Genomic DNA, 12,916 nt, shown 5'->3' with positions numbered 1-12,916 from the left:
AACCAAGTCCACCCAGCTCGACACATCAACACACAGTCTTACATCATGCCGTCCATGCCGCCCATGCCGCCAGGCATTGCCGGAGCCTTATCCTTCTCCGGCTTGTCGGCGACAACAGCTTCGGTGGTCAGGAACATGCTCGCGACACTCGCTGCGTTCTGCAGCGCGCTGCGGGTCACCTTCGCCGGGTCAACGATACCAGCCTGAATCATGTCAACCCAGTCGCCCGTCGCAGCGTTGTAGCCGAAGCCTACTTTCTCCTTCTTCAAACGCTCGACGATTACGGAGCCTTCCACGCCCGCATTGTCAGCAATCTGACGCACCGGCGCTTCGAGGGCCTTGCGGACCAGGTTGAGACCGGTCAGCTCGTCGCCTGTCAGGTTGAGCTTGTCGAGTGCAGCCAGTGCGTTCACGAGCGCCGTACCGCCACCGGAGACGATGCCTTCTTCCACACCGGCGCGCGTTGCGTTCAGCGCGTCCTCGATGCGCAGCTTCTTCTCTTTCAGCTCTGTCTCAGTTGCAGCGCCGACTTTGATCACGGCGACGCCCCCAGCCAACTTCGCCAAGCGCTCTTGCAGCTTCTCCTTGTCGAAATCGGAGGTTGTGTCTTCGATTTGTGCCTTAATCTGCTTGATGCGCGCTTCGATATCACTCTTCTCACCGGTGCCGTCGACGACAATGGTGTTTTCCTTGCTGACTCGAATTTGACGCGCACGGCCGAGTTGATCAATCGAGGTGTTCTTCAGCTCGAGGCCGAGTTCCTCGCTGATTACCTGGCCACCGGTCAGGATGCTGATGTCCTGCAGCATCGCCTTGCGGCGATCGCCAAAGCCAGGCGCCTTAACGGCGACGGCCGTGAAGGTACCGCGCAGCTTATTCACGACCAAGGTCGCAAGTGCTTCGCCTTCCACGTCTTCCGCCACGATCAGCAGAGGACGGCCGGACTGCACAACGCGCTCGAGGACCGGCAGCACTTCCTGAATGTTGCCGATCTTCTTGTCCGTGATGAGGATGTATGGCTCATCGAGCACAGCTTCCATCTTGTCGGTGTCCGTCACCATGTACGGCGAGATGTAGCCGCGGTCGAACTGCATGCCTTCCACGACTTCGAGCTCCGTGGTGAAGCCCTTCGACTCTTCGACCGTGATGACGCCATCTTTGCCGACCTTTTCAAACGCATCGGCAATCAGAACGCCAATCTCGTCGTCGCCCGCAGAAATCGCGGCGACCTGCGCGATGTTGTCGCGGCCCTCGACTGGCTTCGCGATCGTCTTGATTTCCTCAACAGCCGCGTTCACAGCCTTTTCAATGCCCTTACGCAGAACCATCGGGTTCGCGCCAGCTGCCACGTTCTTCAGACCCTCGCGGACCATTGCCTGCGCGAGCACTGTAGCGGTGGTGGTACCGTCGCCAGCGACGTCGTTCGTCTTTGTCGCGACTTCCTTCACCAGTTGCGCGCCCATGTTCTCGAAGGTGTCCTCGAGTTCGATCTCTTTCGCGATCGTCACACCGTCATTCGTGATGAGCGGTGAACCAAACTTTTTCTCCAGCACTACGTTGCGGCCTTTGGGGCCGAGTGTGACTTTCACAGCGTCTGCGAGCGCGTCGACACCGCGCAGCATCGCGCGACGGGCGTCTTCGCCGAACTTAATCTCTTTCGCCATGTTCAGGAGTCCCTCCTAATCGAGATATGTAGCCGAAGCAAGTTCGGCTTACTTTTCAACGATGGCCAGGATGTCGCTCTCGCGGAGGATGAGCAACTCTTCGTTGTCGACCTTGACCTCGGTGCCTGCATACTTGGAGTAGATGACCCGATCGCCAACCTTGACGTCGAGCGCAATGCGCTTGCCATCTTCGTAGCGGCCTTCGCCGACAGCCACGATTTCGCCCTCCTGCGGCTTCTCTTTCGCAGTGTCCGGCAGCACGATTCCGCTCGCCGTTTTCTCCTCGCGCTCTACGAGGCGGACCACGACGCGATCTGCGAGTGGTTTCAGCATGGAATAACCTCCTTGGACCGTTGAGGATGTGCGTTTCTGTTAGCACTCAACCGCATTGAGTGCTAACACCACAACCTATAATAATCGGTGAACAAGGGCTTTGCAAGGAAGTGCTGAAAGTTTTTTGCGGGATTTTACCGCTGCTGCGGATTAAACTCCGGATTAAATTTCCGGATTAAACTTCCGGTCAAACTGCGGAGGTCGATGTAAAATCAGTTCTGCGGCCCGGACGCATCGCCATTCGTGCGGTGTTGTTCCGACACTGCCTCGGCAGCGGCCTTGCGTCGCTCGGCGGCCAGCTTACGGCGCTCCACCAACCTGGAGAGAACGATGCTAATCTCGTACAAAACAGCCATTGGAATCGTCACACTCAAGTGCGAGATTAATTCCGGTGGGCTGATGAGTACGCCAATGAGGACAATCACGAGGTACGCATAGCGGCGGATGCGCTGCAAAAACCGTGCAGAAATCACCCCGATGCGTGTCAGAAAGACGACCACCAGAGGAAGTTCAAAGATGAAGCCAAACGGCACGCAGATCATCGACAAGAACGAGAAGTACAGTTCCGCGCGGATGTTCACGACAAACTGGGCTGAAGCGATGCGGAGAAGAAAGTGCAAAATGGTCGGGAAGATCACGAACCACGCAAACAGCACGCCAGACACAAACAAGGCCAGCGTAAAGGGCAACAATTGCAAAGTGTAACGACGTTCGACCGTTCGCAGGCCCGGGCGCACGAACAGCCAGGTCTGGTACAAAGCGAACGGAACGGAGAGCCCTGTTGCGACGATGCCTGCGATGGTGAAATAGACGGTAATCACTTCACCAGGACCGATCACCATCAGCTTAAAACCGTCCTGCTGCAGTGGCGATACCAAATATGAGTAGATGTGTGAAACAAAGCCGAGGCAGGCGAACAACAAAATGACAAAAACAACGAGCACATAAATGATGCGCCTGCGCAGTTCGGACAGGTGATCGACAGCAGTCATATTCACAGGGGCCCCCCGCTCGCAACCCAGTCCAACTCAAACTTGAGCCGAGCGCACCTTACGGTTCGATTAGAATCAACCTTGCGTCTTGCGCTCTTGTACGTCAGCTTCGTCCTTCAACACGATTGGCTCCACGGCTGGCGCCGTCGGCGCTGCAGACGTTTGAGGAGAATCAGACACAGCACTCTTCATTTCGTCCGTCATATCCCGTGTAGCACTTCGGAACTCACGTAAAGATTTGCCAAACGCCTTGCCGATCTCCGGCAGTTTGCTCGGGCCAAAAACCAGCAACAGCGCAATCAAAATTAGAATCAGTCCAGACCAACCAATATTACTGAGCATCCCCGTCACCTCCCCGAAAGTTTCAATCCTATGAAACGTTGGGCGCTGTCAAGTCCATGCGAGGACATCTGCGGCCAAGCGCTCTATGTCTGCACCATGATACACCTGTCGCGCAAAAGCGGCAACCTTCCTTACAGGCTTTGCGGCGTAGACAGCGCGAACGTCGAGCAGATTTTGGCTGCTCAACCACTCTACTTCTTCATCGTTCCGAACAACCACAAGCTTCGGCCACTCGCTGTGTTTCCAACCTTCTGCCGCGACCAGGTCAACGACGTTGCCAGCAGACCGCGCGACATTCACTGTCCGGCGCGCAAAGTCATCCACATTTTGGACATCCAGGTCCTCCGTCAGACGAAGCAGCGACTGCCCGCCACCCGCCACGGCAGTGACAGCGGCGCCGGCGTGGCGCAACCGAACTGTGTCGCCGTTTGGCTTTTCCCAGTCGTCGGTGCCTGGCGACAAATCCGCGTGTCCGTCGTGCTTTAACACGACCACTCGCATGCCCCGCTCTGCCCACAACGCGACGAGGCGCTCTAGCAGCAGCGTTTTGCCGGAGTTGTGTCCGCCGACGACACAGACGCGGCGAAAACTGTCAGTCATTCAGCCACCCGCCAGCTCCATAGCGTGCGATGTCGTCAGGAGTCCAGCGCACCCCGGCGAGAACACGTGGCAGCAAGAGGTCAAAGGAAGTGACACGGTCGTAGATCACGGCTCCTGGCAGCCCAAACACCGCCGTGTCCTGTTTGTACGCCAACATCAGCATAGAGCCGGGCAGCATCGGTGTGCCATAGGTGACAACCTCTGTCGCTGCGCTGCGGATGGCGGCCGGCGAGCGGTCATCGGGATCGACGGACATACCACCCGTGACGCACACGAGCGTCGCGCCACCTGCGCACGCGTCTCCAATCGCCGCGACAACGTCCGGCAAATCGTCCCCAGGAAACGACTGACTGACAACCTCCGCGCCAAACTTAGCAAACTTCTCGCGCAAGACGGGGCCCGCTTTGTCTTCAATGCGGCCCGACTGGATCTCGCTTCCTGTCGTCACGAGTGCGACCTTGTGAGCCTGATAGGGAATCACGTCGATGACCGGCTGCTCTGCAGATTGTCCAATGCGTTCAACCGTCTCGACTTTGTCGCGGGCGACGACAAGCGGGATGGGGCGGACGCCTGCTACAGACGTTCCGGCAGTTACGTGGCTGTTCGGTCGACGGGTCGCGATGGAAATGTCCGCGATGCGGTTCATCTCAAACAGCCGAGACTCGTCTACCCACAACATGCCGTCGGCGCGCGCCTTCAAAATGACTTTCCCCTCGTGCACGTCAGACTGCGACACACCGGGGCCCGCCACTGCATTCGCCATACGCACGGCACCATCGTTTTCGTGCAACTCACCGTCGTCAATCTCGAGGATGTAGATATGCCGTTTGCCGATGTCGAGCAACAGCGGAATGTCCGCTTCTGTCACCACGTGCCCTTTGGCAAACGCTCGGCCCTTAAATTCACCAGGGACAATCCGCGTCATGTCATGAGCAAGCGTCAGTCCTACAGCTTGTTCCACTGGTACTTCACGTGCCTTCATCGACACAAGCCTCCCTCTTGTCTAGCGATGTCTCCACATAACGCAGCCACGCTTCGTAGTCATCGGGCGTATGCACGGGTCTTGTCCACCACTCTGGCCAACCCGCTGATTGCGCGTCGACCCTCGCCAACTGCAGTCTCTCGAGCGCAGGCTGCAGACGAGCTTCACCGCTATCTGCAACCTCCATGAAGGCTTGTCCCGCCCTCTGGCGATAACAAGCAAGGAGCGGTTGCAACCGTCCTTCGCGCACTACCGTTGCGCCATCGCAGTTTGGTCCCGCCGCTGCAAGCGCCGCTTGGCACGCGAGCAACGCACCCGGTTGAAGTCCAGGTAAGTCTCCAGCCGTCACAAACACCTCGTTACAGTCTGCAACGTCGGGCCAGCCGTGCGCGATGGCCTGGAGCGGTCCGGCCCGCCACAATGCGTCCGTCACTGCTGTCACGCGCGGAAGTTGAGCTACGACACGCAGCACGTCGGCTCCTGGTTCTGGCGGCAACAGCACAACGACCCGGTCCACAACTACACCCGTTGCAACGAGCACTGCATCGAGTACGGTGCTGGCGCTGCCACGGCTCCAAGGCAGCGTCAGTTTGTTCCGGCCCATTCTGCGACTGGCGCCGCCCGCGACGATTAGTGCTGCGCTTGACATACACGCACCCCGGTCTCGGTGACAATTTGATGCACCAAGATGTCATGGCTCGCGCGCGGAAGTTCATCCATGACGAGCATGTTGTAGACAATCCCGATGCGCACCGGTTTGGCACCGTCCCCTGCAAGCCAGCGGTCGTAGTACCCACCACCGTAACCGAGCCGAACTCCCGCCTCACTAAATGCTACGCCCGGCAAGAGCACAAAGTCGATGTCTGCGGCATCGACGAGAGTTGTTTCATCAGGTACAGGTTCTCTGATCCCGAACGGTCCCCGCCCAAACACCCCTGATTCCGCAGGTAGTTTCACCTCGTAGAAATACAGGCTGTGCGTTCCCCGCTCAGTCTTCGGGAAAACGACCTTCCAGCCTGCACGTGAGAGCTTGTCGAGACAACTCGTGATGTCTGGTTCCCCTGCGTGACTCATGTACGCCGCAACCACCGGTGTTTCGGAGGCACGCCCCGCCATCAGCCGCAGGTGCTCTTCGAGGCGTTCTGCGATCGCCGCATCCCACTTTTTGTGCGCGGCTTTCGAAATTCCCCCACGCAACCTCAGGTATCGCTCCCGCAGCGCTGGCTTTTCATGTGCCAAGCCGCTCACGCCCCCTTTGGTCGTCTTGCGTCTCGCGAACGCCACAGTGTTTTCTGACCTCTAGTGTACGCCTTCTGTAGTTCCAGTGCGCTGATACAACCCACATTGCACAAACACGTATGGAGCTCCAAGTGTGCACCAAGCGCCAACGAGCATGCCCCGTGCGATGAGCGACCACACTATGTCTGTCGGCCACTGTATTACCCATTGTAGCGCAATCAGACCTGCCATGCCGATCAGAGCCGTGCACACTCGCCGCCACAAATTTGGCAACAAGTCGCTGCCGACAAAACGCTCCTCGAACAGAAGGCCAATCGTGCCACCAAGCATCCAAGAAGCGTACTCCAGAGACACAACGCCGCGGTGAAAAACGAGCAGAATGATGCCGAGCAGTAGACCAATCGTCGCCCGCACTGAGAACGGGTAGTTGCGATACGTCCACCACTTTCCGACAAGCCAGCCAAGAGTCGAAAACACTACGCCGAGCGCGAGTCCGAGCAAGACGTCGACAGGCCAGTGCAACCCCGCGTAAATGCGTGACACACCAACGACTGTCGCGAGCAGAAAAGCGCCAACCCACGCCCACCCCCGGGCCTTGCGCAGTGCCATCGCGAGCGCGCCAAAGAATGTCAGCGCTTCTTGCGTATGCGCGCTTGGCAGCGAGTACCCAGGGCCGGTCGCCTGTGCCATCGTGCGGATGCCGGGCACCCCCGCCGGTCGCACCACGGATATGGCCACTTTCAGCCAGTTGTTCACGTACATCGAAGCGAGCAACACGAAACCGAGCCTCAGCCCGAAACGTCGGTGAATCGACCAGAAGATGACTGGCAACACAAGCAGGTACACACCCTCCGTACCGTAGCGCGCGAAGATGTCGACGAGGCGTGTCAACCACGGCGCCTCGTACGCCTGCATCCAGACGATTAGATGGTACTGCCAGACGTACCCGGCGGGCATTGAAAAATTCGGACCGCTCATTGTGTGCGCTTCCCTCCTTGTCAGACCCCATCCTGACAGACACCTGTGGTGCACACCTCGCGTTGTCATGCCCGTGTCTGCTCCGGTACACTGAAGGGCAGTACACGCCCGAACAGGGTTGTCTAACGCATTGTATGAGTGCAAGGGGACTGGCTATGATTGTTCTTTCAGCAAATCATGTGGAAAAGCAGTTTGACGGACATGTCGTCCTAACGGATGCCAGCATTGTCGTGCAGACTGGCGAGCGCGTGGCGCTCGTCGGCGCAAACGGCGCTGGCAAGACGACGTTTTTGCATATCCTGGTCGGTGACGAGACAGCGGATACCGGTGACATCAGCCTCGGCAAAGGTGTCTCACTCGGCTTCGTCTCACAGTTCCTCGACGCGTCTCCAGACACTACGCTGGAGGCGTTCATGCAGCACGGGTTTGCTGAGCTATACCAGATGGAGACCCGCCTGCATGAGCTTGAGCACGCCATGGCAAGTCCGGAAGTGTACCAAGACGAAGCGCGTTTCACAGCGGTGTCGGCTGAGTACGACCGCCTGCAGAGGAGCTTTGAGGAGCAGGGCGGGTACGCCGTCGAGGCGCAGATCCGCCGCGTTCTGACCGGCATGCAGTTTCCCGTCGAGATGCACACCCAGACCGTCGGCAGTCTCAGCGGTGGCCAGAAGACTCGCCTCTCGCTCGCGCGCCTGCTCGCTACGACTCCCGACTTGCTGGTGCTCGACGAACCGACCAACTACCTCGACGTCGAGACACTCAGTTGGTTGGAAGATGAACTTCGCAGCTACCGTGGCGCCGTGCTGGTCGTTTCGCACGACCGCTATTTCCTCGACCAGATTGCGAACGTGACCTATGAACTCGATCGCGGCCGCACGACCCGCTACATCGGCAACTACAGTGACTACGTCGAAACTGCGGCAGAGCGGATGGCACAGGATGTCGAGCGCTACGAGGCGCAACAGGCCGAAATTGCGCGAATTGAACAGTTCGTCGCCAAAAACATCGTCCGCGCCTCGACGACAAAGCGCGCACAGAGTCGGCGCAAGTGGCTCGAGAAACTGGAACGAATCGACGCCCCGCGCACTTCGAGCGCGCGCCTCGCGCTGTCATTTCACGCGGAGCGGGCGTCGGGCAAAGACGTGCTGAATCTGCGCGACCTCGTCGTCGGCTACCCGGACAACCGCCTCGCCGGGCCAATCAACCTGCAGGTGGCCCGCGGTCAGCGCGTGGCTATCCTGGGGCCAAACGGGATCGGAAAAACGACCCTGCTACGGACTTTGATCGGCCGGCACGCCGCGCTCGCGGGCACGGTCACGTGGGGCAGTCACGTGCAGATTGGCTACTACGACCAGGAGCAGGCCGATCTCGACCTGAAAAAAACTGTGCTGGACCAGGTCTGGGACGAACACCCGCGCCTCGACCAGACGACCATTCGCACGGCGCTTGGCCGCTTCCTGTTTCGCGGCAACGACGTCGACAAACCGGTCGCGGCTCTCTCTGGCGGCGAGCGCAGCCGCCTCGCACTCTGCCGATTGATGCTGCAACAGGCGAACGTGCTGTTGTTCGACGAGCCGACCAACCACCTCGACCTGCCTGCAAAGGAAGTCCTCGAAGACGCGCTGCAGGACTACGAGGGCACAATTCTGTTCGTCTCACACGACCGCTACTTTATCGACGCCATCGCGACACACTTGCTCCAGGTCGATCCCACCTCATGCCGCGTCTTCATCGGCAACTACAGCGATTACCGCTGGAAGCGCCAGCAGGAAGCCCTCGAAGCCGCGCGTGAGGCCACGGGCGGATCTGCGGGGAACGCGGGCAACGTTGGCGCGCGGACGTCCGAGGTTCGCAACGCTGGGGCTGGGGGCGCGGGGAACGCGGGCGCGGCGGGCAACGGGATCGGCAGGACGATCTCGCCGGAATTGGCCCCATCATCCGGCGGCGCTGGGCCGGCACGGTCGATGGACGAGTCGGCGAAGTGGGCGGCCGTCACCCCTACAAACGGAGCCCCGAGTGCGCGCCCTGATGAGCGCCCGACGGCGCCGGTTCGCGTGCGGTCGGCTGACCTGCGAAAGTTGCGCGCGAAGGTAGAGAAGCTGGAGGCTGCGGTGATAGAGGCGGAGGAACGCAAAGCAGAGATCGAACAGGCGATGGTTGATGCTGGACTGGCGCAGGACTTTGAGCGCGGAGCGCAGCTGGAGCGAGATTTGGATGCAGCAAACTCAGCCTGTACGGCCACCATGTCGGCGTGGGAAGAGGCAGCGGCCGAGTTGGAGGAAATGGAACGCATCGGCGGGTGAGCGGACCTCTCAGCACGTGGATGCGCCTCGAAGTGCGTCGCGAGATTGTGGCTCTCTTGAACCGTCTGAAAACGGGAATCTGTCAGTTATCCACACTGTCCACAGGGTTATCCACAGGATAAAGCCTGCCACCGCGAGAATTTCGACGTGTTTCCACAAAGTTCGTCACATCTTGTCCACAAACGTGTGGATTGCTGAGACCATGCACTACCGCCGCAACGAGTGCTGTGCCATACGCACCAGTAGAGTCAAATTGCAGAGAGACTCGACGGATCCCGTCCATTGGAACACCCATTTGGCGCCATCGCACCCATTGCGCCATTTCGGCCGCGACGATGCGTGCAAGTCCGCCCGTAAAATCGCGACCCTGCTGCGCCACTACCGCGGCAACCAACATGCCGCACGGCTAGCCAGCTAGGTAGCCAGCCAAGCCGCGCAGCCAAGAACAAGGGTCAGCCAGGGCGCACCGGGATGGAGCGCAAGCAGTTTAAGCTGTCCTGCCAAGCGTCGAGTGACAGCGTGGCCGAAGCGTTTAGGGTGAGGTCGTGTCCGCGGACCAGCATGTTCCCGGCGCCAGTGCCGCCCGCCACGCCAGCGCCGGCCGCGGCGACGTTGCCGGCCACCGCGCGCCAATAGGCAGCCGCCCCGATCATCGCGGCGTTGTCCGTGCAAAGCGCGAGCGGCGGCATACGTAGCGAGAAACCGTCGTGATGCGCTTGGGCCGTGAGAGCACTCCGCAGTCCGGAATTGGCTGCCACGCCTCCGGCGACGACGACCGTCCGGAGCCCCGTGGCTGCGACGGCCTGCGCCGTCTTTTCGACGAGTACATCGACAACCGCCGCCTGAAAGCTGGCGCATACATCCGCAGGCATGACCTCTTGTGCGCGCTGGCGACGCTTCGTGATCTCGTTGTTCACCGCTGACTTCAGCCCACTGTAGCTGAAGTCGAAGCTGTCCTCGTCAATGAGGGAGCGTGGGAAGGCGTAGGCGTCCGGGCGTCCTTGCTGCGCCAACTCGTCCACACGCGGTCCACCAGGGTACGGTAGCCCGAGCATTCGCGCGACCTTGTCGTACGCCTCACCCGCGGCGTCATCTTTCGTGCCCCCGAGTTTGCGGAAGCGAAAGGCCTCGTCGACCACCAACAACTCGGTGTGGCCGCCTGAGACAACGAGTGCCAAGAACGGTGGCTCCAAATCCGTCTCAAGGAACGCCGCCGCGACGTGGCCCGCGATGTGGTGCACGCCGATGAGTGGCAGTCCCGTCGCCAAGGCATACCCTTTCGCAGCCGACAGGCCAACCAAAAGGGCCCCGAGGAGGCCGGGGCCGCAAGTCACCGCGATGGCGTCCATATCTGCCCATGTCAGTCCGGCGTCCGTAAACGTTTCGGCTACGACCGCCGTAATTGACTCTACGTGCCTGCGCGATGCGACTTCCGGCACGACACCGCCAAAGCGGGCGTGGACCTGCATCTGAGACGCGATCGTCTGCGCGACGATGCGCCGACCGTCCGCGACAATCGCCGCCGCCGTCTCGTCACAGCTTGTCTCAATCGCCAAGATGTTCATCCTACCGCGTATTCCCTCCAGACTTGTCTCTCGGACTGCGTGCACAGTTGCTCGCTCCTGATACGTGGGTGCCTACAACAGCGTCTCTGCTGGTGGCAACGTCTCTGCCGGCGGTAGGTCCGCCCACATGATGAGCGCATCTTCGCGGTTGTCCGTGTAGTATCCTTTGCGGACCCCGGCGCCTGCAAAGCCGAGCTTCCGGTACAGGTTTTGCGCGACGTCGTTGGTCACCCGGACTTCGAGGGTGATGCGCCGGCCGCCGTTGCGCACACAGATTGCCATCAGCATGCGCAGCATCATTTCACCGAGGTGCTGACCGCGATAATCCGGATCAACCGCGATGTTGGTGACGTGTCCTTCGTCCACGATCAACCAGATGCCGGCGTAGCCGACAATGCGCCCGGCGTGCTCCGCGACGATGTAACGCGCGAACTGGTTGTCCAGCAGTTCTGTCATAAAGGCTTGCCGGGACCACGGTGCGGTAAACGACCGGCGTTCCACCAACAGAACGTGATCGACATCGCGCAATGTCATCCGGCGCAGTGTGACTTCCGACTCTGCCTGTTTGACGTCCACTTCACCGATTGCCATGTGGATCGCTCCTCTCGGCCAGTTTGACTTCTGCCTCTACGGCCAGCGCATAGTCTGGGGCGACATCGTGAACAGCGTCGCCGCTGACCATCTCGGCTGCCCCTGCCGCCGTGAGCCGCAACAGCGCGGGTCCAATGCCTGGTGCGACGTCGGCAAGGTCTGCGACAGCGTCCGATGCTTCGTGAAGGACTGCAATGACCTCTGCCAACTGCGTTTGCACTTGCGGTTTTTGACTGCGAAGGTCGTGTACGGTGACTATTCGCCAGTTCGCCTGCCGAAGTGAAGTGGCAACCTCCGCCCACTCTGCCAAGGATTTGACTTGTGGCGGTGCGGCAACCGTGGCGGCCGAATGCAGAGCGTCGGTGCCTCCGTCCCCAATCAGGGTAGCACCTGCCTCGTCCACACTGGTGTCCGCCCCTACCTGCGTGTACACCGCCCCAAACGCGCGCTCTCGCCTCGCGTACAACAGCGGCAACACGGCAACACGGCCTTGCTCTGCAACCACAGCGGCATTCGCAATCGCAACCAGCGTCGACACTGTGTAAAGCGGCACGCCGAGAGCCGTGGCCATCGCCTTCGCTGTGCTCACTGCCATGCGGACACCCGTGTACGATCCGGGTCCCACCCCGACGCAAATTCCAGTCAGGTCCGCAGGCGCAATACCAGCGGCAGTGAGCAGTTGGGCTACTGTCGGCTGCAGCAGTCTGGAATGGCCGCGCGGTACACGGAGACACGCGCTTGCCAAGCTGTCACCGCGCGAGCCAACTGCGACTGCCAGCGCATCGGTCGCCGTATCCATCGCTAAAACAGCCACTTTTTCACCCACTCGTCCAAGAGTGTGAAACTGCGCGGCCCGGTCGCTCGGCAAATCAGGTCCCGCTCATCCACGCGCGGCAACGGCGCCCGTTCAATGCCCACGTGCAGTGCGTCTGCAATGTCGTCCGCCACAGCCTCCGGCCACTCGATGAGCACAGCTGCATCGCTGTCGAAGTAGTCTTCGAGGCCAGTTGACCAGGCGGCTTCGTGATCGCCGTCGAGTCGGTAGAGGTCCGCATGCAGGAGTGGCATGCGTCCACCTTCGTACTCCGTCAGCAGCGTAAACGTCGGGCTCGTCACATCTCCCGCAATCCCAAGGCCAGACGCGACCCCTTGCGCAAACGTCGTCTTGCCAGACCCAAGCTCGCCGTAGAGCAGCACCACATCGCCAGCCTCAAGCAGCGCTCCGAGCGCTGCGCCGAGCTTTCTGGTCTGTGCTCCCGAGTATGTGGAAATCGACATCTGATTCACCATCGGTCCGCAAAACCCCTCGCCCGCGCGCCCTTCGGAC

Annotated in this window: 14 protein-coding genes and 1 pseudogene; 1 reads left to right on the top strand and 14 read right to left on the bottom strand. The window is 60.3% G+C overall.

All coding sequences use genetic code 11. The features are described 5' to 3' along the window. Positions 1-38: 38 nt before the first annotated feature. The 9 genes and pseudogenes from groL to JC200_RS13760 all read right to left on the bottom strand — a co-directional run bounded on the left by groL (position 39) and on the right by JC200_RS13760 (position 7,130). Positions 39-1,664 carry a chaperonin GroEL gene (groL, locus tag JC200_RS13800; RefSeq protein ID WP_274432273.1) on the bottom strand — a complete coding sequence of 542 codons (1,626 nt, stop codon included), beginning with the start codon at positions 1,662-1,664 and terminating at the stop codon, positions 39-41. Positions 1,665-1,712: 48 nt separating this feature from the next. Continuing rightward, positions 1,713-1,997 carry a co-chaperone GroES gene (gene groES, locus JC200_RS13795; protein ID WP_274432272.1) on the bottom strand — a complete coding sequence of 95 codons (285 nt, stop codon included), beginning with the start codon at positions 1,995-1,997 and terminating at the stop codon, positions 1,713-1,715. A gap of 212 nt (positions 1,998-2,209) precedes the next feature. Beyond that, positions 2,210-2,989, bottom strand: a complete 780-nt coding sequence (gene tatC, locus JC200_RS13790; protein ID WP_274436549.1) for a twin-arginine translocase subunit TatC — start codon at positions 2,987-2,989, stop codon at positions 2,210-2,212. A 192-nt stretch (positions 2,990-3,181) separates the two neighbouring features. Further along, positions 3,182-3,331, bottom strand: a pseudogene (gene tatA / locus JC200_RS13785) (twin-arginine translocase TatA/TatE family subunit); the annotation flags it as partial. Between the two features lie 48 nt (positions 3,332-3,379). Then, positions 3,380-3,931, bottom strand: a complete 552-nt coding sequence (locus tag JC200_RS13780) for a molybdopterin-guanine dinucleotide biosynthesis protein B (protein WP_274432271.1) — start codon at positions 3,929-3,931, stop codon at positions 3,380-3,382. Further along, entirely contained in the window at positions 3,924-4,913 is a 990-nt protein-coding gene (locus JC200_RS13775) for a molybdopterin-binding protein (protein WP_274432270.1), read from the bottom strand. Before JC200_RS13775 ends, JC200_RS13780 begins: the two co-directional genes overlap by 8 nt. Continuing rightward, positions 4,900-5,562 (bottom strand): molybdenum cofactor guanylyltransferase, encoded by a 663-nt coding sequence (mobA, locus tag JC200_RS13770; RefSeq protein WP_274432269.1) that lies wholly within the window; start codon positions 5,560-5,562, stop codon positions 4,900-4,902. The genes JC200_RS13775 and mobA overlap by 14 nt, the downstream gene beginning before the upstream one ends. Then, positions 5,544-6,152 carry a 5-formyltetrahydrofolate cyclo-ligase gene (locus JC200_RS13765; RefSeq protein WP_274432268.1) on the bottom strand — a complete coding sequence of 203 codons (609 nt, stop codon included), beginning with the start codon at positions 6,150-6,152 and terminating at the stop codon, positions 5,544-5,546. The genes mobA and JC200_RS13765 overlap by 19 nt, the downstream gene beginning before the upstream one ends. A gap of 60 nt (positions 6,153-6,212) precedes the next feature. Further along, positions 6,213-7,130, bottom strand: a complete 918-nt coding sequence (locus tag JC200_RS13760; protein ID WP_274432267.1) for a phosphatase PAP2 family protein — start codon at positions 7,128-7,130, stop codon at positions 6,213-6,215. A 155-nt stretch (positions 7,131-7,285) separates the two neighbouring features. Here JC200_RS13760 and JC200_RS13755 point away from each other — a divergent pair, with 155 nt between their 5' ends. Then, a complete protein-coding gene (locus JC200_RS13755) occupies positions 7,286-9,433 on the top strand; it encodes an ABC-F family ATP-binding cassette domain-containing protein (RefSeq protein WP_274432266.1) in 2,148 nt (715 codons plus the stop codon). 82 nt (positions 9,434-9,515) lie between these two features. Here the strand turns inward: JC200_RS13755 and JC200_RS13750 are convergent, their stop codons facing one another. The 5 genes from JC200_RS13750 to tsaE all read right to left on the bottom strand — a co-directional run bounded on the left by JC200_RS13750 (position 9,516) and on the right by tsaE (position 12,879). After that, a complete protein-coding gene (locus JC200_RS13750) occupies positions 9,516-9,812 on the bottom strand; it encodes a hypothetical protein (protein WP_274432265.1) in 297 nt (98 codons plus the stop codon). Positions 9,813-9,885: 73 nt separating this feature from the next. After that, the gene (gene tsaD / locus JC200_RS13745) at positions 9,886-10,998 is read right to left on the bottom strand and encodes a tRNA (adenosine(37)-N6)-threonylcarbamoyltransferase complex transferase subunit TsaD (protein WP_274436548.1); all 1,113 of its coding nucleotides are present in this window, start codon (positions 10,996-10,998) and stop codon (positions 9,886-9,888) included. A gap of 72 nt (positions 10,999-11,070) precedes the next feature. After that, the gene (rimI, locus tag JC200_RS13740; protein ID WP_274432264.1) at positions 11,071-11,589 is read right to left on the bottom strand and encodes a ribosomal protein S18-alanine N-acetyltransferase; all 519 of its coding nucleotides are present in this window, start codon (positions 11,587-11,589) and stop codon (positions 11,071-11,073) included. Beyond that, entirely contained in the window at positions 11,576-12,403 is an 828-nt protein-coding gene (tsaB, locus tag JC200_RS13735) for a tRNA (adenosine(37)-N6)-threonylcarbamoyltransferase complex dimerization subunit type 1 TsaB (protein WP_274432263.1), read from the bottom strand. The genes rimI and tsaB overlap by 14 nt, the downstream gene beginning before the upstream one ends. After that, positions 12,391-12,879, bottom strand: coding sequence for a tRNA (adenosine(37)-N6)-threonylcarbamoyltransferase complex ATPase subunit type 1 TsaE (gene tsaE, locus JC200_RS13730; RefSeq protein WP_274432262.1), 489 nt, complete (start codon positions 12,877-12,879; stop codon positions 12,391-12,393). Before tsaE ends, tsaB begins: the two co-directional genes overlap by 13 nt. Positions 12,880-12,916: the final 37 nt, after the last annotated feature.

This window comes from Alicyclobacillus sp. ALC3 (assembly GCF_028751195.1).
Lineage (GTDB): Bacteria > Bacillota > Bacilli > Alicyclobacillales > Alicyclobacillaceae > Alicyclobacillus_L.
Note: the sequence above shows the minus strand (reverse complement) of the source record. Positions and strands in the feature narration are given on the sequence as shown.

Bases quoted from the DNA above. Each gene is read 5' to 3' on its own strand.
- JC200_RS13760 (WP_274432267.1), bottom strand. From the start codon at position 7,130: ATGAGCGGTCCGAATTTTTCAATGCCCGCCGGGTACGTCTGGCAGTAC.
- groL (WP_274432273.1), bottom strand. From the start codon at position 1,664: ATGGCGAAAGAGATTAAGTTCGGCGAAGACGCCCGTCGCGCGATGCTG.
- mobA (WP_274432269.1), bottom strand. From the start codon at position 5,562: ATGTCAAGCGCAGCACTAATCGTCGCGGGCGGCGCCAGTCGCAGAATG.
- rimI (WP_274432264.1), bottom strand. From the start codon at position 11,589: ATGGCAATCGGTGAAGTGGACGTCAAACAGGCAGAGTCGGAAGTCACA.
- tsaE (WP_274432262.1), bottom strand. From the start codon at position 12,879: ATGGTGAATCAGATGTCGATTTCCACATACTCGGGAGCACAGACCAGA.
- JC200_RS13755 (WP_274432266.1), top strand. From the start codon at position 7,286: ATGATTGTTCTTTCAGCAAATCATGTGGAAAAGCAGTTTGACGGACAT.
- groES (WP_274432272.1), bottom strand. From the start codon at position 1,997: ATGCTGAAACCACTCGCAGATCGCGTCGTGGTCCGCCTCGTAGAGCGC.
- tatC (WP_274436549.1), bottom strand. From the start codon at position 2,989: ATGACTGCTGTCGATCACCTGTCCGAACTGCGCAGGCGCATCATTTAT.
- JC200_RS13775 (WP_274432270.1), bottom strand. From the start codon at position 4,913: ATGAAGGCACGTGAAGTACCAGTGGAACAAGCTGTAGGACTGACGCTT.
- JC200_RS13780 (WP_274432271.1), bottom strand. From the start codon at position 3,931: ATGACTGACAGTTTTCGCCGCGTCTGTGTCGTCGGCGGACACAACTCC.
- tsaD (WP_274436548.1), bottom strand. From the start codon at position 10,998: ATGAACATCTTGGCGATTGAGACAAGCTGTGACGAGACGGCGGCGGCG.